The 19,518-nt window shown below is 50.4% G+C and carries 19 protein-coding genes; all 19 read right to left on the bottom strand.

The genetic code is table 11. The annotated features are described in order from the left end of the window. Positions 1 to 56 precede the first annotated feature (56 nt). Complete coding sequence (locus tag THEAE_RS0104125; protein WP_028986612.1) at positions 57 to 2,339, bottom strand: FtsK/SpoIIIE family DNA translocase; 2,283 nt, start codon at positions 2,337 to 2,339, stop codon at positions 57 to 59. Between the two features lie 45 nt (positions 2,340 to 2,384). Continuing rightward, positions 2,385 to 2,633, bottom strand: a complete 249-nt coding sequence (locus THEAE_RS0104120) for a YlzJ-like family protein (protein ID WP_051430811.1) — start codon at positions 2,631 to 2,633, stop codon at positions 2,385 to 2,387. A gap of 37 nt (positions 2,634 to 2,670) precedes the next feature. Further along, positions 2,671 to 3,450 carry a ClpP family protease gene (locus tag THEAE_RS0104115; protein WP_028986610.1) on the bottom strand — a complete coding sequence of 260 codons (780 nt, stop codon included), beginning with the start codon at positions 3,448 to 3,450 and terminating at the stop codon, positions 2,671 to 2,673. Between the two features lie 136 nt (positions 3,451 to 3,586). Then, entirely contained in the window at positions 3,587 to 5,224 is a 1,638-nt protein-coding gene (locus THEAE_RS0104110) for a ribonuclease J (protein WP_425426420.1), read from the bottom strand. Positions 5,225 to 5,468: 244 nt separating this feature from the next. Further along, positions 5,469 to 6,335, bottom strand: a complete 867-nt coding sequence (dapA, locus tag THEAE_RS0104105; RefSeq protein ID WP_005588452.1) for a 4-hydroxy-tetrahydrodipicolinate synthase — start codon at positions 6,333 to 6,335, stop codon at positions 5,469 to 5,471. A 61-nt stretch (positions 6,336 to 6,396) separates the two neighbouring features. Then, entirely contained in the window at positions 6,397 to 7,608 is a 1,212-nt protein-coding gene (gene dapG, locus THEAE_RS0104100; protein WP_028986609.1) for an aspartate kinase, read from the bottom strand. A gap of 123 nt (positions 7,609 to 7,731) precedes the next feature. Continuing rightward, positions 7,732 to 8,763 (bottom strand): aspartate-semialdehyde dehydrogenase, encoded by a 1,032-nt coding sequence (locus THEAE_RS0104095; protein ID WP_005588451.1) that lies wholly within the window; start codon positions 8,761 to 8,763, stop codon positions 7,732 to 7,734. Positions 8,764 to 8,814: 51 nt separating this feature from the next. Further along, the gene (locus THEAE_RS0104090; protein ID WP_028986608.1) at positions 8,815 to 9,408 is read right to left on the bottom strand and encodes a dipicolinate synthase subunit B; all 594 of its coding nucleotides are present in this window, start codon (positions 9,406 to 9,408) and stop codon (positions 8,815 to 8,817) included. After that, positions 9,405 to 10,301 carry a dipicolinate synthase subunit DpsA gene (gene dpsA / locus THEAE_RS0104085; protein ID WP_005588450.1) on the bottom strand — a complete coding sequence of 299 codons (897 nt, stop codon included), beginning with the start codon at positions 10,299 to 10,301 and terminating at the stop codon, positions 9,405 to 9,407. The genes THEAE_RS0104090 and dpsA overlap by 4 nt, the downstream gene beginning before the upstream one ends. Positions 10,302 to 10,413: 112 nt before the next feature. After that, a complete protein-coding gene (locus THEAE_RS0104080; protein WP_028986607.1) occupies positions 10,414 to 10,662 on the bottom strand; it encodes a YlmC/YmxH family sporulation protein in 249 nt (82 codons plus the stop codon). A gap of 73 nt (positions 10,663 to 10,735) precedes the next feature. After that, positions 10,736 to 11,212 carry a dUTP diphosphatase gene (dut, locus tag THEAE_RS0104075; RefSeq protein ID WP_005588448.1) on the bottom strand — a complete coding sequence of 159 codons (477 nt, stop codon included), beginning with the start codon at positions 11,210 to 11,212 and terminating at the stop codon, positions 10,736 to 10,738. Between the two features lie 101 nt (positions 11,213 to 11,313). Then, positions 11,314 to 12,564 carry a M16 family metallopeptidase gene (locus THEAE_RS0104070; RefSeq protein WP_028986606.1) on the bottom strand — a complete coding sequence of 417 codons (1,251 nt, stop codon included), beginning with the start codon at positions 12,562 to 12,564 and terminating at the stop codon, positions 11,314 to 11,316. A gap of 35 nt (positions 12,565 to 12,599) precedes the next feature. Then, positions 12,600 to 13,556 carry a polysaccharide deacetylase family protein gene (locus THEAE_RS0104065; RefSeq protein ID WP_039944252.1) on the bottom strand — a complete coding sequence of 319 codons (957 nt, stop codon included), beginning with the start codon at positions 13,554 to 13,556 and terminating at the stop codon, positions 12,600 to 12,602. A 131-nt stretch (positions 13,557 to 13,687) separates the two neighbouring features. Continuing rightward, positions 13,688 to 15,814 carry a polyribonucleotide nucleotidyltransferase gene (gene pnp, locus THEAE_RS0104060; protein WP_028986604.1) on the bottom strand — a complete coding sequence of 709 codons (2,127 nt, stop codon included), beginning with the start codon at positions 15,812 to 15,814 and terminating at the stop codon, positions 13,688 to 13,690. 122 nt (positions 15,815 to 15,936) lie between these two features. Beyond that, entirely contained in the window at positions 15,937 to 16,206 is a 270-nt protein-coding gene (gene rpsO / locus THEAE_RS0104055) for a 30S ribosomal protein S15 (RefSeq protein ID WP_028986603.1), read from the bottom strand. A 97-nt stretch (positions 16,207 to 16,303) separates the two neighbouring features. After that, complete coding sequence (locus THEAE_RS0104050; protein ID WP_028986602.1) at positions 16,304 to 17,233, bottom strand: bifunctional riboflavin kinase/FAD synthetase; 930 nt, start codon at positions 17,231 to 17,233, stop codon at positions 16,304 to 16,306. Continuing rightward, a complete protein-coding gene (gene truB / locus THEAE_RS19900) occupies positions 17,230 to 18,171 on the bottom strand; it encodes a tRNA pseudouridine(55) synthase TruB (protein WP_039944251.1) in 942 nt (313 codons plus the stop codon). The genes THEAE_RS0104050 and truB overlap by 4 nt, the downstream gene beginning before the upstream one ends. Further along, positions 18,171 to 19,154, bottom strand: a complete 984-nt coding sequence (locus tag THEAE_RS0104040) for a DHH family phosphoesterase (RefSeq protein ID WP_052329741.1) — start codon at positions 19,152 to 19,154, stop codon at positions 18,171 to 18,173. Before THEAE_RS0104040 ends, truB begins: the two co-directional genes overlap by 1 nt. Then, positions 19,141 to 19,503 carry a 30S ribosome-binding factor RbfA gene (rbfA, locus tag THEAE_RS0104035; RefSeq protein ID WP_005588439.1) on the bottom strand — a complete coding sequence of 121 codons (363 nt, stop codon included), beginning with the start codon at positions 19,501 to 19,503 and terminating at the stop codon, positions 19,141 to 19,143. Before rbfA ends, THEAE_RS0104040 begins: the two co-directional genes overlap by 14 nt. Positions 19,504 to 19,518 lie beyond the last annotated feature (15 nt).

The following is a 19,518-nucleotide window of genomic DNA, read 5'->3' as shown; positions in this document are numbered from 1 at the left end:
AAGAGAAAAGCGAAAATTGGCGATCATGTCGAATGCGGTTGCGCGGATGAGATCTCTCACGAAATTTGGCTTTCATCCCGTTTGCTGACCAAAACCTCCCTCGGTTTACTCCCTTCATAGGGACCGACGATCCCATTGGCCTCCATCATATCAATGAGCCGGGCAGCCCGTGCATACCCCACCCGAAAGCGCCGCTGTAAGAGAGAGACGGAGGCCGTCTGGCTTTCGATCACCAATTGGACGGCTTTCTCATAAAGATCATCTTCCATGGAAGGCTCCGTCGTCTCTTCCCCTTCTCCTGTCACAAGCTCTTCCGCATAGTGGGGCTCTCCTTGTTTTTTAATAAACTCTACCAAGGCTTCCACCTCCCTGTCGCTCACAAAACACCCTTGAATTCGGGTCACTTTAGCGGATCCCACAGGAAGATAGAGCATGTCCCCCTTTCCCAACAATTTTTCTGCCCCGGCCATGTCCAGGATCGTCCGGGAATCAACCTGGGATGATACCCCAAAGGCGATGCGGGAGGGAATGTTTGCTTTAATCACCCCGGTGATCACATCTACGGAAGGACGTTGGGTGGCCAGGATGAGGTGAATCCCCGCAGCTCTCGCTTTCTGGGCCAAACGCGTAATCGAGTCTTCCACATCGGCAGGGGAGACCATCATCAGGTCCGCCAATTCATCTACAATCACCACAATATAAGGCAAAGGGGGATGTCCGCCCATCTGATTATATCGATCAAGATCCTTTGCACCTGCATGGGCAAAAAGCTCATACCGTCTCTCCATCTCTTGCACCACTTTGCGAAGGGCGAAGGAGGCTTTCTTTGGATCGGTTACCACCGGTGTTAATAGATGGGGAACACCGTTGTAGATGGAGAGCTCCACCATTTTGGGGTCTACCATGATAAATTTCACTTCATCGGGTCGGGCCTTAAATAAAATACTGGAGATGATGGAATTGATGCAGACGCTCTTCCCGCTTCCCGTCGCCCCCGCCACAAGGAGATGGGGCATTTTCGCCAAATCCCCCACAATGGGCTCTCCAGAAATATCCCTTCCCAAGGCGATCGTGAGGCGGGAAGAGGATTCATGGAAAGGTGCCGATTCCAAAACTTCCCGCAGGGTAACGAGTGAGACGTGTTCATTGGGCACTTCGATCCCGATCGCCGCTTTCCCAGGAATCGGGGCTTCCATGCGGATATCCTTTGCCGCCAACGCCAGGGCAATATCATCGGTCAGGTTCACGATACGGCTCACCTTTACACCGATATCCGGCTGCAATTCATAGCGGGTTACCGCCGGTCCCCGATGCACATTGGTTATTCGTGCCTGAACCCCAAAACTTTTTAAGGTTTGTTCCAATTTTTGGATATTGTTGGCAATATCCCGAGATTCCCGACTGGGGAGTCGTTTCGGTTTATCCAGGAGGGTATAGGGAGGAAGATCATAAGAATGGAATTCTCTTCCCTGGAGATCTTCTTCTCCCTCCCTCATTTCCTCTTCCACTTCTTTTTCCCGTTTACTCTCTTCCTTTTCTTCCTCCCACAAAGGAAGGGAACCTTGGATGATCTTCCCTTCTTCCGAAGGGATTCGATCCTCCGTCCCTAATTTTTCCCGTTCCGTATGGATTCGCTGGGCGAAATCGACGATCACCGGTTTTTCGGACGAAGAACCTTCTTCCGTGGAGGATTGATCCCGTTTTTGAGCGGAAAAGATCAACTTTCCCTTTAGGAAGTGCCCAAGCCGTATAAATCCTTGGGCAAAGAGGGATTGGATCTGGGTCGCCAAACTTCTGATCCAGATCGCCCCCTTTTTCAACGTGAAGCCGGTTAAGAACATAAGCCCTGCAAGGGCGAGGAGAGACGTGAAAAGGAGAGCTCCATAGTAACCGAAGAGATAATAAAGGATCATAAAAAAGAAAGCACCGGTCAAGCCTCCGCCAATGGCTTTCTGGGGCCCCGCCTGCTCAGCCAAGATTCGATCCAATGTATCGTTCCATATATTCGGAGCTAGGCTCCCTGACTGGGTTAACCCTTGATAGAGATCAAGATGGGCAAAAATGAGGATGGAAAGAAAGATAAGAAGACCACCGATCATTCTCCAGGAGCGAAAAGAAGGCCATTTTCTCCGGATCATGACGAAAAAGCCCACACCGATCAGATAAGGGAGTAATAAGAATTCCCAATTCCCCGCCAAAAAACGAAGGAGATAACGGAGGGCCCGTCCGACGGCTCCCCATTTGGTCGCCGCCAAGATGCTTAGCAGGATGAGAAGAAGTCCATACAGTTCATAACGAGCCTCGATGCTCCACTTTCTTTTTTTACGTTTTCGGGACAATCGAACCACCACCTGTCCCCCATTATATCACAGGCGGTTCATCCTCTAAAAGGTATAGCGGGCCGTAATCCTTGTTCCGGGGGTGAAGTTCGGCAGGAGATAATCCTCCGCCCTGGGGCTGATGAGACGGACCACCTGGGCCTCCCCGGGGGAAAATTCCTCGATGATTAAGGTTCTCTCTCCCTCCTGAATCTCCTGGTATACTTTATTGGACATGGCGTCAAAATCTTTCCACACATACTCCGCAGGGAGGAGGGAGTCAAAAACGATGGGGAGTCCCAACCCTTGGTTCATCCCGCGCATCCCCTTTCTTCTTTACTATTCTCCTGTTTCATTGAACCACACGTTCTCCTTCCTTCTCTCTCCTTTTTTCTTGAATCCGGCGGTTTAATTCCTGCACCGCATCCCCAATCCCTCCGATGGCATCGATAAGCCCCATGCGAACCGCATCGGGCCCGGCCACATTGGTCCCCACATCCCGGGTCAACTCCCCTGTTTTAAACATCATTTCGCGAAACTTCTCCTCCTTAATCCGTGAATGCTTCGTTACAAAATGAATGATCCGCTCCTGCATCTTATCCAGGTATTCGAAGGTTTGCGGGACTCCTATCACCAATCCGGTCAGTCGGATGGGGTGGATGGTCATGGTGGCGGTCTCTGCGATAAAAGAATAATCTGCAGCGACGGCTATGGGAACACCGATGCTGTGTCCCCCGCCGATCACCACCGCAACGGTAGGTTTGCTTAAAGAGGCAATCATTTCGGCGATGGCAAGACCCGCTTCCACATCCCCTCCCACCGTGTTGAGAAGGATCAAGATTCCTTCAATTCTCTGATTTTGTTCCGCCGCAACCAACTGAGGGATCAGATGCTCGTATTTCGTCGTTTTATTTTGGGGAGGCAGCTGGATGTGCCCTTCAATCTGTCCAACGATGGAAAGGGAGTAGATATTCATCTCCGGCTGGGGGAGAGCCGTTTGCCCGAAATGGCGGATCGCCTCAATCGTCCCATCCTTTTCCCTCGTAAAGGGGGGGTGGCCGGGTTCAGGGGGATTCTCCCCGGGAGCAGGAACGGCTTCTTGGCGGAGTCCCTCTTCCCTATGATTTCCCATCTTTTTTCCCTCCTTCTAAACTCATAAGGTTAGTATGAGAAATAAAAAAGAGGAGTATGCGTAAAAAAGCCAAATGCCCCTTTACGGGGCACTTGGCGTTCGTGTGTGGGCGTTTCTTTTTTCCGGATGTTCCCCCTTATACCTCCATGATGATAGGTAGGATCATCGGCCTTCTTCGAGTCTGTTCATAGAGAAAACGGCCTAACGCTTCCTTCACGTTATTCTTTAGCGAAGTCCATTCGTTGACGTTTTCCTGCATGCACTTATTTAACGTATTGGTAACAATGCGATTCGCCTCTTCCAAAAGAGGTTCGGATTCGCGGACATAAACGAATCCCCGTGAGATAATATCGGGGCCGGAGAGGATCACGCCTTTTTGTTTGCTTAGGGTGACGACGACAACCAAAATCCCATCCTGGGAGAGCAGCTTTCGGTCCCGCAGGACGATATTTCCCACATCGCCTACTCCAAGGCCATCGATCAACACATTACCGGCCGGAACCTTACCCCCCAGGCGGGCTTTCCCATGTTGAAATTCCACCACATCCCCGTTGTCCACGATAAAAATGTTCTCTTTGGGCACCCCTACCTCCATGGCAAGCAAAGCGTGCTTCCGCAGCATACGATACTCCCCATGGACAGGGATAAAGAATTTGGGGCGAATCAAGTTTAACATCAGTTTCAACTCTTCCTGACTCCCATGTCCTGAAACGTGAACCCCCGTCTCCGAACCTGGGCCGTAGATCACGTCCGCACCCAGACGGAAGAGCTGGTCTACGGTGCGGGCGACATATTTCTCATTTCCGGGGATCGGTGTGGCGGCAATAATCACCGTATCTCCCGGAAGAATATCGATCGTCCGATGGGTATTCCTCGCCATACGGGTTAAAGCGGACATCGGTTCTCCCTGGCTTCCTGTGGAAAGGATCACGACTTTTTCGGCGGGCAGCTGGCTGATCTCCTCCGGATCCACCAGCATCCCTTCAGGAACCTGCAAATACCCCAATTCCTTGGCAGTATTTACTACGTTTACCATGCTCCGTCCGATCACCGTCACCTTTCGGCCCACCAATGCAGAGGCTTCAAAAACCTGCTGAATTCGATGAATATTTGAGGCGAAGGTAGAAATGATGAGGCGAGACTTGGTATTAAGGAAAATTTCCTTCAGATTTTCTCCCACTTTACGTTCCGATCCCGTAAATCCGGGCCGTTCTGCATTGGTACTGTCTGAAAGAAGGCATAATACACCCCGGGCTCCCAATTCCGCCATCTTATGAAGTTCAGCGTGTTGTTCATGAACCGGAGTCTGGTCAAACTTAAAGTCTCCGGTGTGAACGACGATCCCTTCCGGAGTTTCCAAAGCGATCCCCACCGAATCAGGAATACTATGGTTTGTCCGGAAGAATGTGGCTTTCATGGACCCAAGTTGTACTTCCGATGAGCTGGTAATGACATGAAGCTTTGCTTCTCCAAGGATCCCTGTTTCTTTCAGCTTCCCCTCAACCAATCCTAACGTAAGACGGGTCCCGTAGACAGGGACATTTAAGGAGCGCAGCACATAAGGTAAGCCGCCAATGTGATCCTCATGACCATGCGTAAGAAGAATGCCTCGGATTTTGTCTCGATTCTCTTCCAGGTAAGCTATATCTGGAATCACGATATCGACGCCGAGCATCTCTTCTTCAGGAAATTTGAGACCAGAATCGATGACCACGATATCATCCCCGTATCGGATGACATACATGTTCTTGCCAATCTCTCCTAAGCCGCCCATCGCCAAGATTGACAATTTCTGGTTCGTTTTGGCCAAATAACATTCCTCCTAATTATGCAGTTGTCACAGACATGCAATAAGAAGGAAGCCGCACCAATCACACTTGCTCTAATTATACAGTTTCTTTTCCCTTTTGGCAAGGTAAGATAAACCTATTTTCCCTTTTCAAGAAACTCCTTATGCTAAAAAAAGGGAATCCCCATTTCCTAAGAGATTCCCTCTACTCGTTTTCTCGTTCTGTCGTTTAATCCTGTAAAAATCCTTTTACCCTTTCCCTTTCCTCTTCACTCAAAGAGACCAAGGGAAGGCGCAATCCTCCGACGTGAAACCCTTTCAATTCCAGTGCCGCCTTAACCGGTGCAGGACTCGATGTAAAAAAGAGACCCTCGAAGATCTTTAAATTCTTTCTGTGAAGGCGGGCCGCTTCCTGCACATCCCCGGCAAAAAAGGCATTGATCATACGTCGAATCTCGTTGCCGATCACATGACTGGCCACACTGACAACCCCATGTCCGCCGATGGAGAGAATGGGAAGGAGCATGGAATCATCACCGCTGTAAAGCAAAAAATCTTCCGGTGTCCCCTCGATGATCTTGGCCACCTGGGATAAATTCCCACTCGCTTCCTTTACCGCCCGGATGTTGGGCAGCAAGCTTAAGCGAAGCACCGTATCCGCATTCATGTTGATTCCGGACCGGCCTGGAATGTTGTAGAGCATGATCGGCAGGGAGGTTTCTTCTGCAATCGCTTTAAAATGCCGGTAAAGCCCTTCCTGAGAGGGCTTATTGTAATAGGGAACGACCAGCATCACCCCGTCTACACCGATCTCTTCCGCCTTCTTGGTTAAAGCAATCGACTCCTTCGTATTGTTCCCCCCGGTTCCGGCAATCGTCAGGGCTTTCCCATGCGCCCTCTCCTTCACCCGGCGATAAAGTTCCAATTTCTCCTCTTTCGTCAAGGTAGGAGATTCTCCGGTCGTCCCGGCGACGACGATCGCTTCGGTTCCGGTGGCGATGAGGTGATCCACCAACCGGTCGACCTGCGGCCAGTTAATTTCCAGCTCTTCATCGAAAGGTGTAACCATTGCGGTTAACAATCTTCCAAAATCCATCGCATTTTCCTCCTATTTTTGGGATCCCCTCTGATACATTCGGGGGCCCCGGCTTAGCCCCTCATTCATTAAGGTGAAACTTTCTGTGAATGGCACGCACGGCTCGGTTCATATCCTCTAACTTCACCAGGACCCAAATGGTGGTATGAGAGTCGGCCGATTGAAGGATGCGAATCTCCTCTTCCACCAAAGCTTCTACGATTTTCGCCATCACTCCCGGGGTCCCGGCTATCCCTGCACCTACCACAGAAACCTTGGCGCACCCGGGCAGCAGCTCCGGTTCATAACCCATCTCAGCAAGGATCTTTCTCGTTCTCTCTCCTTCATGTTCATAGACGGTGTAGACGACTCCGCTCGGACTTACATTGATGAAATCTACACTGATGCCATGTTCCGCCATTGCCTTAAACACCCTGAGCTGAAGGTCAAACTCACCACGCTCGGCCCTCACCTTTACCTGGGTAATGTGGGGAACTTGGGTTACTCCGGTTACGATCCGGTCTTTCACCTCGGCCAGGGAACGGTTCACCTCGGTTAGGCTGGTAATCAACGTCCCTTCTCCTTCGCCAAAGGTAGAGCGGACCCGAATCGGGATATTCTTTTGCATGGCAATCTCCACCGCCCGGGGATGAATCACCTTGGCGCCCAGATGCGCTAAATTGGCAACCTCCGTATAGGTCATCACATCGATGGGGCGGGCTTCACGAACAATTCTGGGATCGGCGGTCATGATTCCTTCCACATCGGTAAAGATGTCTACATATTCCGCGCCGAGGGCGACCCCAATGGCGGTCGCCGTCGTATCGCTTCCCCCTCTTCCGAGGGTTGTGATTTCACCATCCAAGGTCATCCCCTGGAAACCGGGGACGATGACGATCTTCCCTTCTTCCAATTCTTTTCGCACCCTTTCAGGGCGAAGATCGGTGATGAGGGCATTGCCAAATCGGTCATTGGTCAGGATGCCTGCCTGTCCTCCCAACAGGATCGTGTTCGGAAGCCCTTCTTTCCAAAGAGCTCCCGACATAACCGCGGCCGAGATCACCTCTCCCGTCGACATGAGAAGATCTTTTTCCCTGGGTGGGATCTCCCCGTCTTCCAAGAGGGAAAGCAGGGTATCCGTGGCATACGGATCACCCTTTCTACCCATGGCGGAGACGACGACAACCAAATCATACCCTTTCTCTTTCCCTTTTCGGATATGGAATAAAGCCCGCTCCCTCCGTTCGTGATCTGTAAGGGAGGTTCCCCCAAATTTTTGGACTAAAATCCCCATCTTCTTCTCTCCGTTCTTTCCATCCGTTTTCCCCTATGGTTGGATGGACCTGTTTGCCACGGATTTTTAACGTCCATTTTCCCTGAAAGAGAAACCTTTCCCTCTCTTTTGGAGAAATGCTTCTTAACGAGCGATCAAACGTTCGGCAATCTGGACCGCATTCCATGCCGCACCCTTCAGGAGATTGTCGGAAACGATCCACAAGTGAAGACCGTTATCATTGTTAAGGTCCTTGCGAATTCTGCCGACAAAAACCTCCCTTTTCCCTTCCGCATCGGTAGCCATAGGATAGCGTTGCTCCTCCGGTTGATCAACCACGACAACTCCAGGGGCCTCTGTGAGCCACTTTCTCACGACGGCGAGATCCGGAATCGGTTCTTTGGTCTCCACATAGACCGATTCGGAATGGCCTGTGCGTACGGGAATGCGTACACAGGTCGCCGCCACTTGGATGGAAGGATCCCCAAAAATTTTCTTCGTTTCCCTCACCATCTTCATCTCTTCCAATGTAAACCCGTTCTCTTGAAAAACGTCGATCTGGGGAATGGCATTAAACGCAATTTGATGCTTCACCGGGAGAGAAGCGACCGGGAGGATCTTCGCTTCCACAGGGGTTCCTGCCAGGATGGCCTTTGACTCCTCCATAAGTTCTGCGACGGCCTTCGCACCCGCACCGGAAACGGCTTGATAGGTGGAAACGATCACCCGTTTAAGCCCAAGACGATCCCGCAAGGGCTTTAAGGCGACCACCATCTGAATCGTGGAGCAATTGGGATTGGCAATAATCCCTTTATGTTTAAAGATCTCTCCCTCATTCACTTCCGGAACGACGAGGGGGACCTCTTCCTCCATGCGAAATGCATTTGAGTTATCGATGACGACGGCTCCCCGCTTTACAGCCTCGGGAGCGAGCATTTTACTTACTTTTCCCCCGGCACTGAAAAGAGCAATCTCTACCCCTTCAAATTGATCGGGAGTAGCCTCCTTCACTAGGACCGATTCTCCATGAAACTCCAGAGTGGTACCTGCAGAACGGCTGGAAGCAAGGAGAAGAAGATCACCCACGGGGAAATTCCGCTCCTCCAATTGATGAACCATCTCCCTGCCCACCGCTCCCGTTGCACCCACGACAGCCACGCGATATTTCTTCGTCATAGGGACCCTCTCTCTCAAAAAAATGGTTTCCGCTTGCCCTCTATTGTACCGCTATCTCTTCCATCGTTCAATAAGAACCGGCTGAATTTGTTTCCCCTCCAACGCGGTTTCACAGGTTTCTTTAATGAGATCCATTTTCGCCACCAAAGATTGGGGTTTCGTCGTCGGGGCATCCTGCCCAAAGGGGACAAAGTAGATCAATTTGGAAGAGATCAATTTGGCAATGTTGGCCGCGTTTAGCCCCAATCCATCATTGGTAGAGATCGCGACCACCACAGGACGTTGGTTCCGCATGGTGGCTTTCGCCGCCATTAGAACCGCATTATCGGTCATCGCATGGGCCAATTTACTGATGGAGTTTCCGGTACATGGAGCAATCAGCATCAAATCCAAGGTCTTTCCAGGGCCAAAGGGCTCAGCTTCCGGAATGGTGGTGAGGATCTCCTCTCCGGTAATCGCTCGAATCTGATTCAACCAATCCTCAGAGGTTCCAAAACGGGTATCGGTGTTGGCCACGGTATAGGTAACCACGGGAATCACCCGGACCCCTTCCCGGACCAGTTTCTCCATTTCAGGGAGAACTTCATCATAGGTACAGTGGGATCCCGTAAGGCCAAAGCCGATGGTCTTTCCCTCCAGTTTCATTCGACTCCCTCCTGATCTCCTTTACTCTCCAACAGCAGGCGGGTGACGGTATTGGCAAGGATTTTGCCTGCCGTCTTGGGAGCAACGATACCAGGCAAGCCAAGAGCTAGAATTGCCTTGATTCCTCTTTTTTCTGCAAAGCGAAAGTCAACGCCTCCCGGTTTGGATGCCAGGTCTATGATGAGGGCGGTCGGTTTAAGGCGGGTAATCACTTCAGGCGTAACGACGATGTGGGGAATGGTATTAAAAAGAATGTCGATATTGGAGACCTGATCTTTCAGTTCATAAATGGAAAAAGGAATCATGCCCATCTCAAAAATTCTCGCCATATCCCCCGATTTACGCACACCTACTTTCACATGGGCACCCAGGGAATGGAGTGCGCGTGCCAGCGAGAATCCCACCCGTCCAAAGCCTAAAACGATCACATGGGAATGATGAATGGTAAAATCGGTGTTTTGGATGGCGATCATCAGAGCCCCCTCCACCGTCGGGATGGAATTATAGATCGCCACATCATCCCTTTCCATGAGAAGAGTGAGGGGAATTTGATATTGCCCGCACATGGCGGTTAAATAGGGGGTCGTAATTCCTGAGAAAATCCGGGCTTTTTTCATCCGGGAAAAATGTTCCTCCCGGAGTTCAAGAGGTTTCAAGGCGAAGAGACTCTCCACCTCCCCTTGATTGGACACCCCGCTTACAGGGAGGATGACCGCTTCATACTTAGCCAACATCTCCGGCAAAAGCTCCTCCCTCATCGTCCCTGGGATCGGGGTCCCCAGATTTTCGTAACCGATGAGATCTACCATGGCATCCAGTTCCACACATTTACGGATGATTTCAAGTTGTCGGGCATCCCCACCAATAAAAGCAATCTGCATCCCGGTAAGCATCAAAAAAGGCTCCTTTCACGAACAGATGAAGACTACTTTGCTCTTGTTTGCCTATCAAATCGTTGTAGCACTTCATCCTATTCTCGAGCCCAAAAATGGTGCATGGAAGATCTTACTCTCGGGAAACTTCCCGTTCCTTTAACTGAACAATCACCATCTCGGATCCGATTTTCCGGACAGATGACCATGGGATATTCAACTCTTCCTTTGGTTTACCCCAAAATCGACCGACCGGAAGAAGAATCGATTCAATCCGCCCTGTGAGCGGGTCGATGATTAGATCCGATTGATTGATTACGCCTAACCGTTCTCCACTGTTCACATCAATAATCTCTTTTCCTCCAAATTGGCTGAATCTCATCCCGATCACCTCATTTTCTCCTTATGCCGGATAAAAAGAAAAAAGACCCGAATGCGGGTCTAATGATCGGAGACTATCTTCCCGTCGAGCCAAATCCTCCACTCTGCCGCTCCGTCTCCTCCAGGCGATCGGTAAAGAGAAGCTCCGCCTGCATAATCGGGAGGAAAATAAGCTGGGCGATTCGATCTCCAGGGCGAATGATAAAGGGATCGGTGGGGTCCAAATTCTGTAGAATCACCTGGATCTCCCCGGTATAGTCGCTATCGATCACCCCTACGGCATTGGTCAGGGAGATTCCGTGCTTTAAGGCATTTCCGCTTCTCGGGAAGAGAAGCCCAACAATCCCCGGATGGGGGATTTGGATGGCAATTCCCGTGGGAATCTTTGCCCTTCTCCCCGGTTCTAAGATCACCGGCTCATCCAGACAAGCCGCCAGGTCTAAACCTGCGGAACCAGGAGTCGCGTAAAATGGCGTCGGGATCGTGCGTCCCACTTTATCGTTTACCCTCTTTACCCGAACCTGAAGTTTTCCCATCTTCTCTACACTCATCTTCTCTCTCCCCCACAACGAATATCCTTTAAATTCTTCATTCCAAAACCCTTGGCATGTTTCCAACCAATCCTCAATTCAACAATCCGAACGGGAATGATCTACTCGATCTCTTCCACCGTCTCTTTCGAAGAACCGGGGAGGATCACCACTTTGGCTAAAGGCTTTTGAAAGAGTTCCCGGGCAAGGCGGAGAAGACGCTCTTCCGTCACCGCATCGATGGTTGCGATCAGCTCATCTAACGTAGGATGTCGTTCCAAAAGAAGTTCATTCTTCCCATTCCGGCTCATGCGGCTATTGGTGCTTTCTAAGCTAAGCATAAGATTTCCTTTTAACTGCTCTTTTGTTCCCTCCAATTCCTCATGCGTCACACCCTTCACCATGAGGTTTTCTAAGGTATCCTGAATAATCTTCTCCACTTCTCCCAATTGGTCGGGGCGGGTTCCCGCATAAATCACCATAAAGCCCGTCTCTTGGTATGAGGAATGGTAAGAATAAACATTGTAGGCCAAACCCTTCTCCTCACGAATCTGTTGGAACAGCCGTGAGCTCATCGAACCGCCCAAGACCGTGTTGAGGAGAATCAAGGAATAAATGTCCGGATGTCCAAAAGGAAGCCCGGGGAGGGATAGGGTAAGGTGGGCTTGCTCCAACTCAGGCTTGAATCGCTTGATCTCCCCTTCCGTATACCGGGGGAGAGGGATCTCTCTTTTTATCCCCTCCATCCTGTTTAACCCGGAAAATGCTTGGATCCATTTATCCACCACCGTCCGATCGAAGTGTCCGGCGATGGAGATGACAAGGTTCTCCGGGCGGTATCGCTCCTCCATATATGCATCGATTTCCTTCCGGGTGAAGGATTCCAGTGTATGCACCTGGCCCAGGATGTTAAGCCCAATGGGATGATCCCCAAAGGTGGCTTGGGCGATCAGATCATGGATGAGATCATCAGGGGTATCCTCCACCATGCTGATCTCTTCCAGGATCACTTTTTTCTCCTTCTCCATCTCCCCGTGGTCAAAAAGGGAATGATGATACATATCTGTGAGAATTTCCATCGCTTGATCCAAATGGGTATCCAGAACCTTCGCATAATAGCAGGTATATTCCTTGGAGGTAAAGGCATTCACCTGACCTCCCAATCGATCAAAGGCTTGGGCAATCTCCCTCGCCGTACGATTCTTCGTTCCCTTAAAAAGCATATGCTCAATAAAATGAGAAATGCCGTTGTTCTCCTTCTCCTCATAGAGGGACCCGGCTTTCACCCAATAACCTACCGCGACGGAGCGGACCGAAGGGATCTGTTCTAAAAGGATTCGTACGCCGTTTGCTAACCGGATTCTTTCTACCAATTTCATCCCTCCTTATCTATAACCCTTCAAATATATCAAAAATTATCCGGGTTCTCAAGGGGGAAACGGCTGGAAGAGAGAAGTTGACTTACCGTCCCGATACGAATTCCCTTCGCCTCAATTCCTTCAATCATTTCCTTCAATCCTTCTGCCGTTGGCTTCGTGGGATGCATCAGAATGAGATTTCCTGGAGAAGCTTTTCTTACGATCCTAGTCACCATTTCCTCCGTCGAAGGTTTCCGCCAATCTACCGTATCCAATGTCCACAGTACCGTCAACATCTTTTGCTTCCATGCCTCCGACACCACCCGGGAATCATAATCACCGGAAGGAGGGGCAAAATACTTCGACGTTATTCCTAAAACTTGTTCAATCTCCTTATTGGTCCCGGAAATCTCCTCTATGATCCTCTCTCTGCTCAGCCGCGACATTTGAGGATGGGTATAGGCATGGTTTCCGACCTCATGCCCATCTGCGAGGATGGTGCGAGCCAATTCGGGATTCTTCTTCAACCAAGATCCGTCGAAGAAAAAAGTGGCTTTTACCTGTTTTTCCCTCAACGTAGATAAAATGGGTTCGATATATTCATTCCCCCATGCCACATTGATCATGAAGGCAACCATCTTTTTTCTGGGATTCCCCCGATAGATCGGGGTAGGGGGGAAATCCCAAAGGGTTTTCCTCGGCTTGATCTCTTCCGTCACCCACTGAACCTTGCCCCCCTTATTCCGGGAGACCCGATAGGTTTCATCCAGATTTACCCGTATCCCATTGTACCCCGGCGTCAGCTTCCAGACGGGGTCGATCCAAGGTTCGATGGGGGCCTCTTCTTTTCCTTTTGCCTCTTGTACGATTTTTTGGTAAAAGGGATCTTCTTCTGGAGCCGATGTGGGATTCCCAAAAACCTCCAAATATTTTCCCACAGGTTCCCATTGGAAAATGCCTACGACGAATACGAGAACAAGGATAAATCCCAAGGTTCTCCTTTTCATCATTTCTCCTCCTTCCGCCGCAAGGAGAAGGCGCCGGCACGTCTCTCCTTCTATGGAGAGCCTATGTGGAAGGGAGAAAAGTTATGTTAGATAAAAAGAAAAAACCCCCAATTTTGATTGGGGTTTTCGCCTTAACTTGAGATTCTTTTTCCTTTATCATCTCCCGTCTCCGCCTGCAGAACCGCTTTCCGGGAGAGATTTACCCTTCCTTGATCATCAATTTCAATCACTTTCACTAAAACGGTATCGCCCACCTTCACGACATCTTCCACCTTATTGACCCGGTTTGGAGCCAATTGTGAGATGTGGACCAAGCCCTCTTTTCCAGGGATCACTTCTACAAAAGCGCCAAATTTCTCGATCCGCTTCACGGTCCCTAAGTAGGTTTCACCCACAACCACTTCCCGCACCAGGTCCTCAATAATCTTCTTGGCCTTCATGTTCTGTTCCATGTTAGGGGAGGCGATGTAAACCCGACCGTCTTGTTCAATATCAATCTTCACACCGGTTTCATCAATAATTTTGTTAATCATGCGCCCGCCAGGGCCAATCACTTCTCGGATTTTATCCGGGTCGATGCGTAAGGTGATGATCTTCGGGGCATAGGGAGAGAGGTTCTTCCGCGGTTCGGCGATGGTCTCCCGCATCTTATTCAGGATGAAGAGACGCCCTTCTTTCGCTTGTTTTAGAGCCTGGTCAATGATCTCATAGGTAATCCCTTCGATCTTTATGTCCATCTGCAGGGCGGTAATTCCAAAATCCGTGCCGGCCACCTTAAAATCCATATCCCCCAGATGGTCTTCCATCCCCTGAATGTCGGTAAGGATGGAATAATGATCTCCATCTTTGATTAATCCCATCGCCACCCCAGCTACAGGGGCCTTAATGGGAACGCCTGCATCCATGAGCGCCATGGTACTGGCACAGATGCTGGCCTGGGAAGTGGATCCGTTCGACTCTAAAACTTCCGAGACGAGGCGGATCGTGTAGGGGAATTCCTCCTCGCTGGGGATGATCGGCTCAAGAGCCCGTTCTCCCAAGGCTCCATGGCCAATTTCTCGCCGGCCCGGCGCCCGCAAGGGACGCGCCTCCCCTACGCTGAACGGCGGGAAGTTGTAATGGTGCATGAAACGCTTCTCTTCCTCCAGATCGAGGCCATCCAAGATCTGCACATCGCCGAGTGCCCCTAAGGTACAGACGGATAAGGCTTGCGTCTGACCTCTGGTAAACAGCCCCGAGCCATGGGTGCGGGGAAGAAGTCCTACCTCCGTGGTAATCGGCCTGATTTCCGTCAGCGCCCTTCCATCCGGACGAATCTTTTCATGGGTAATTAAACGACGCACTTCCTCTTTCAAGATATTATGGAGAATTTCGGAGACTTGACGGATCTCCTCCTCTTCCGTGTAGAGCGTGGAGAAGTAATTCAGCGTCTCTTCATTGACGGCATCAATGGCCTCCTGACGTGCTTGCTTATCCGGCGTCTGAATGGCCTGAATCAGTTTTTCCCGGGCAAAGTCACGTACGGCGTGGTCAATCTCTTCATTCACCTGGTAGAGGGTCACTTCCATTTTCGGCTTGCCCACTCGCGCGGCGAATTTCTCGATTTCTTCACAGATTTTCTTAATCTCCGTATGGCCGGCAATAATCCCTTGCAACATCTCTTCTTCCGTGAGGAATTTTGCCCCTGCCTCCACCATATTGACGGCATCCTTCGTACCTGCCACCACGAGATGCAAGTCGCTTTTTTCCGCCTCTTCCACGGTTGGATTGATCACATATTTCCCCGCTACCCGTCCCACGATCACCCCTCCGATGGGGCCGTTAAAGGGGATCTCAGAAATGGAAAGGGCGCAAGAAGTTCCGACCATGGCTGCAATTTCTGAGGAATAATCTTGATCCACCGAGAGAACGAGGTTTACAATTTGTACCTCATTGCGAAACCCTTCCGGGAAGAGGGGGCGAATCGGACGATCGATCAACCTGCTGGCCAGAATCGCTTTTTCACTGGGACGTCCTTCCCTCTTAATAAATCCACCCGGTATTTTCCCGACCGCGTAAAGACGCTCTTCATAGTTTACCGTCAAGGGAAAGAAATCAAGCTCCTTGGGTTCTTTAGAGACCGTAACGGTAGAGAGGACGACCGTGTCCCCGAAACGAACCAGAACGGCACCGCTAGCCTGTTTGGCCACTTTGCCGGTCTCTAATGTCATTTTCTTTCCTGCAATATCAAGTTCCAGCGTGTGAACCTCTTGATCCATATTAAGGGTTTAATCCTCCTTTCATCTTTCATCATAGAAATTCGCCATAAGCCTATTATTTCCTTCTTAGGAGTCTCCTAAAGAGAGAAGGGATCAAAAAAACGGGGAAAACTCCCCGTTTTTTATCTGCGTAATCCCAATTTCTCAATAAGATTCCGATATCTGGTAATATCAGATTTTCTCAGGTAATTCAACAAGTTTCTGCGATGTCCAACCATCTTCAGAAGACCGCGACGGGAATGATGATCTTTCGTATGAACGCGAAGATGCTCATTCAAGTAATTGATCTTCTCCGTCAGGATCGCAATCTGAACCTCCGGAGATCCCGTATCCCCCTCGTGAATCTTAAATTCTTGGATAATCTCTTGCTTTCTCTCTGGAGTGAGTGCCATCCTTCGTCACCTCCTTATTTTCATCCCCATAGCCCAGTTTGTCGGGGGTGAATCGAACATCCGAGCCATGGTTTCTTTTAAAAACAGATAAAGTATATCACAGGAGCCGTTCCCTTGCAAATTGGATATCCGAAGCAATCTGATCTTTTAAGGCCTCAAGGGAAGGAAATCTTCGCTCTTCGCGGATTCGGAAGAGGAAAAATACCTTTAATTCTTCTCCATAAAGATTCCCTTCCATATCCAAAAGATGAACCTCTGCCGTCGTTTTCGCCTCTCCCTGAAAAGTGGGTTTCACCCCGATGTTCATCACACCGGAATAAAACCTCTCCCCGTGCTTAACCTTTACTCCATATACGCCGGAGGCGGGAAGAAGGTATTGCTCTCGGCAATGAAGGTTGGCGGTAGGAAAACCTAGGAGCCTTCCCCTCTTTTCCCCGTGGACCACCTCTCCCCGGATGGAGTGGGGATGGTTGAGATAAGGGATCACCTCTTCCACCTTTCCCTCCAGAATGAGGGAGCGAATCAAGGAGCTGCTGATTTTCTCCTCTCCATCAAGGACCGGGGCTACGATGGAGACGGAAAACCGATCTTTCCCGGCGTCGCGTAAAAAGTTCGCCGTTCCCTCTCCTTTATGGCCAAAGCGAAAATCAAATCCCACCGCAATATGGCGGACTCCTAGAGGGAGAAGGATGTTTTGTATAAATGATGAGGGGGAAAGGGTGGAAAACTCTTTGTTAAAATGGATGAGATAAAGACGATCTACCCCCAACTCTTCGATCAACTCGATTTTGTCGGGCAGCGGGGTAAGAACGGGAGCTTCTTCTCCCAATACAATGGTTCTTGGATGGGGATGGAAAGTGACCACTCCCGACGAGATTCCCTCTTGCCGGGCAAAGCGGACCGCTTCCCGAATCACAGCCTGGTGGCCTCGATGAACCCCGTCAAAATTTCCGATGGCGAGGGAAAGCTCCCCTCGTTCCCCTTCATAAGGTGCTGTTTGGATCGGTATGATTTTTATCGATTTCATCTTGCATATCCTCTATCAACAGGATCCTCTGTAAAAAGGATTTTCTCCGGTTTTGCCCAAATTTCTTCACCATTCACCACCTGGTAGACGGCCATCAGCCTTCCTTCGTCGGAAACTAGGCGGATTTTCTCCCCGGTTTGCCAAGGCATATGGGAAAAACCCCTGGGAAGGGCCGCTCCGTGGATTACTTTGTCAGCCCATTTTTTACTCAGGGTGAGGGAGGGGAGAAAGGAAAGGGCCTCCTCAAGGGGAGAAATCAGCTCCTCCACCTTCCCGGAGGCGGCTGCCTCTTCGATCTCCTCTAAGGAGTGAGCCTCCTCAAGATGATATCCACCGCTCTCTACGCGGATCAGATCGGACATATGGGCGGGAATTCCTAACTTTTTGCCGATGTCTACACAAAGGGTCCGGATATAGGTCCCTTTTGAACAGCGAACCTGAAAGCGTACTCTCGGCGGGTCCTGCTCCAGATTCCCGTCCAAGATCATAAGGTCATAGATGGTCACAAGCCGTGGGGTACGTTCCACCTCTTTCCCTTGGCGGGCCAGCTCATAGAGGCGCTTCCCTTTCACCTTAACCGCAGAATACATGGGAGGGGTCTGCGCGTACGGACCGATGAAAGAGGTAAAAGCCGAGGTTACTTCTTCCCAGGTTAGGTGCAGCCCGTTGATCCTTTCTACCACGTTTCCCGACTGATCCTCCGTATCGGTCGCGACGCCTCCGGTCCATTCCGCCACGTAAGTTTTAGGCCGGTCCTGAATATATTCAACGATTTTCGTTGCACGTCCGATGCATAACGGCAATACGCCCGTTGCTTCCGGATCCAGGGTTCCCGCGTGACCTATCCGTTTTATCCCGAGGAACCTCCTCACCTTTTGGATCACGTCATGGGAGGTGAGTCCCCGTGGCTTCGCCACAACCAAGATTCCGTCACGCATTAATTCTCCCCCTCAAATAAAGGGGCCAAGATGCTCTCCACATCGCGGCGAGCCTCCTGCAAACTCCTCTTTAGAAGGGCACCCGAGGCGCGAACATGTCCACCGCCTCCCATCTTCTTGGCAATGTCGCTTACATCTACCTCTGCTTTAGAGCGAAAACTTACCTTGACTCCCTCCTGCGATTCCCGGAGCAAAACGGCCACCTCTACCCCTTCGATATTTCGTCCATAGTTGACCAGCCCTTCGGTATCTTCCTTATTGGCCGAAGTTTCCTGAAGGAGGGATAAGGGAACGGTAAGAAAGGCCACCTTTCCGCCGAAACGAATCTCCAACGTAGAAAGAACGCGGCTTAATAGGTTAAGATGCGCATAGGTGGTGGTTTCTAAGGCGTTCTCCGCTATCTTATGGGGATTGGCACCGGCCTGAACGAGGACCGAGGCATCTAGAAGGACCTTGGCGTTTGTGTTGGAATAGCGGAACCCTCCCGTATCCGTTAAATACCCTGTGTATAATGCCTCAGCGAGAGGCGGAGTGAGGGGGAGTTCCACATCCCGCAGCCAATCAAAGATCACCTCACAGGTGGAACTTGCTTCCGGGCGAATCAGATGATAATGCCCAAAATGATCGTTGGTAGGGTGATGATCGATGTTTAAAATCTCGGTATTTGAATCAACCGCTTCCTCCACCTTCCCAATCCGACCCCAATCTGCGCAATCGACGGTGATCAGGCGACGGTATTTTTTCGTCAGGGGAGCTTGGCTTACGTTTTGGATTTGAATAAATCCGTCCAAGAAGGAAAAACGGGCAGGGGTAACCCCATCGTTTGCCAAAACGGCTTTTTTCTTTAAGCTCGTCAGGATCTCCCCCATCGCGATCAAGGAGCCCGTCGCATCCCCGTCGGGCTGTATGTGGGAAACGAGGAGGAATTCATCCCCCTCTTTCAGCCAATTTAGGATCTCGAGATTCTTCTCATGATTTCTCATGACTCTTCTCCTCTTTTAACCCGGAAAGGATCCGTTCGATACGATCCCCATAATCAATGGAAGTATCCAATTTGAAGATGAGTTCCGGAACGTGCCGCAGTTCAATACGCTTCCCGATTTCAGAACGGAGGAAGCCCTGCGCCTTCTCCAAGGTTTTTAATGTTTCTTTTTTCTCTTCCTCGCTCCCCATGACGCTAACAAAGATCTTCGCTTGGGAAAGATCGCTGCTTACTTCTACACCCATGACGGTGACAAAACCGATGCGAGGATCTTTCAACTCCCTTTGAAAGAGAAAGCCCAGCTCTTTTTTAATTTGCTCCGCGATCCGATTGGTTCGAACCTTTGACATCTCAACACCCCCCAA

This window comes from Thermicanus aegyptius DSM 12793 (genome assembly GCF_000510645.1).
Classification (GTDB): Bacteria; Bacillota; Bacilli; order Thermicanales; family Thermicanaceae; genus Thermicanus; species Thermicanus aegyptius.
This window is presented reverse-complemented; position numbering and strand designations above follow the sequence as displayed.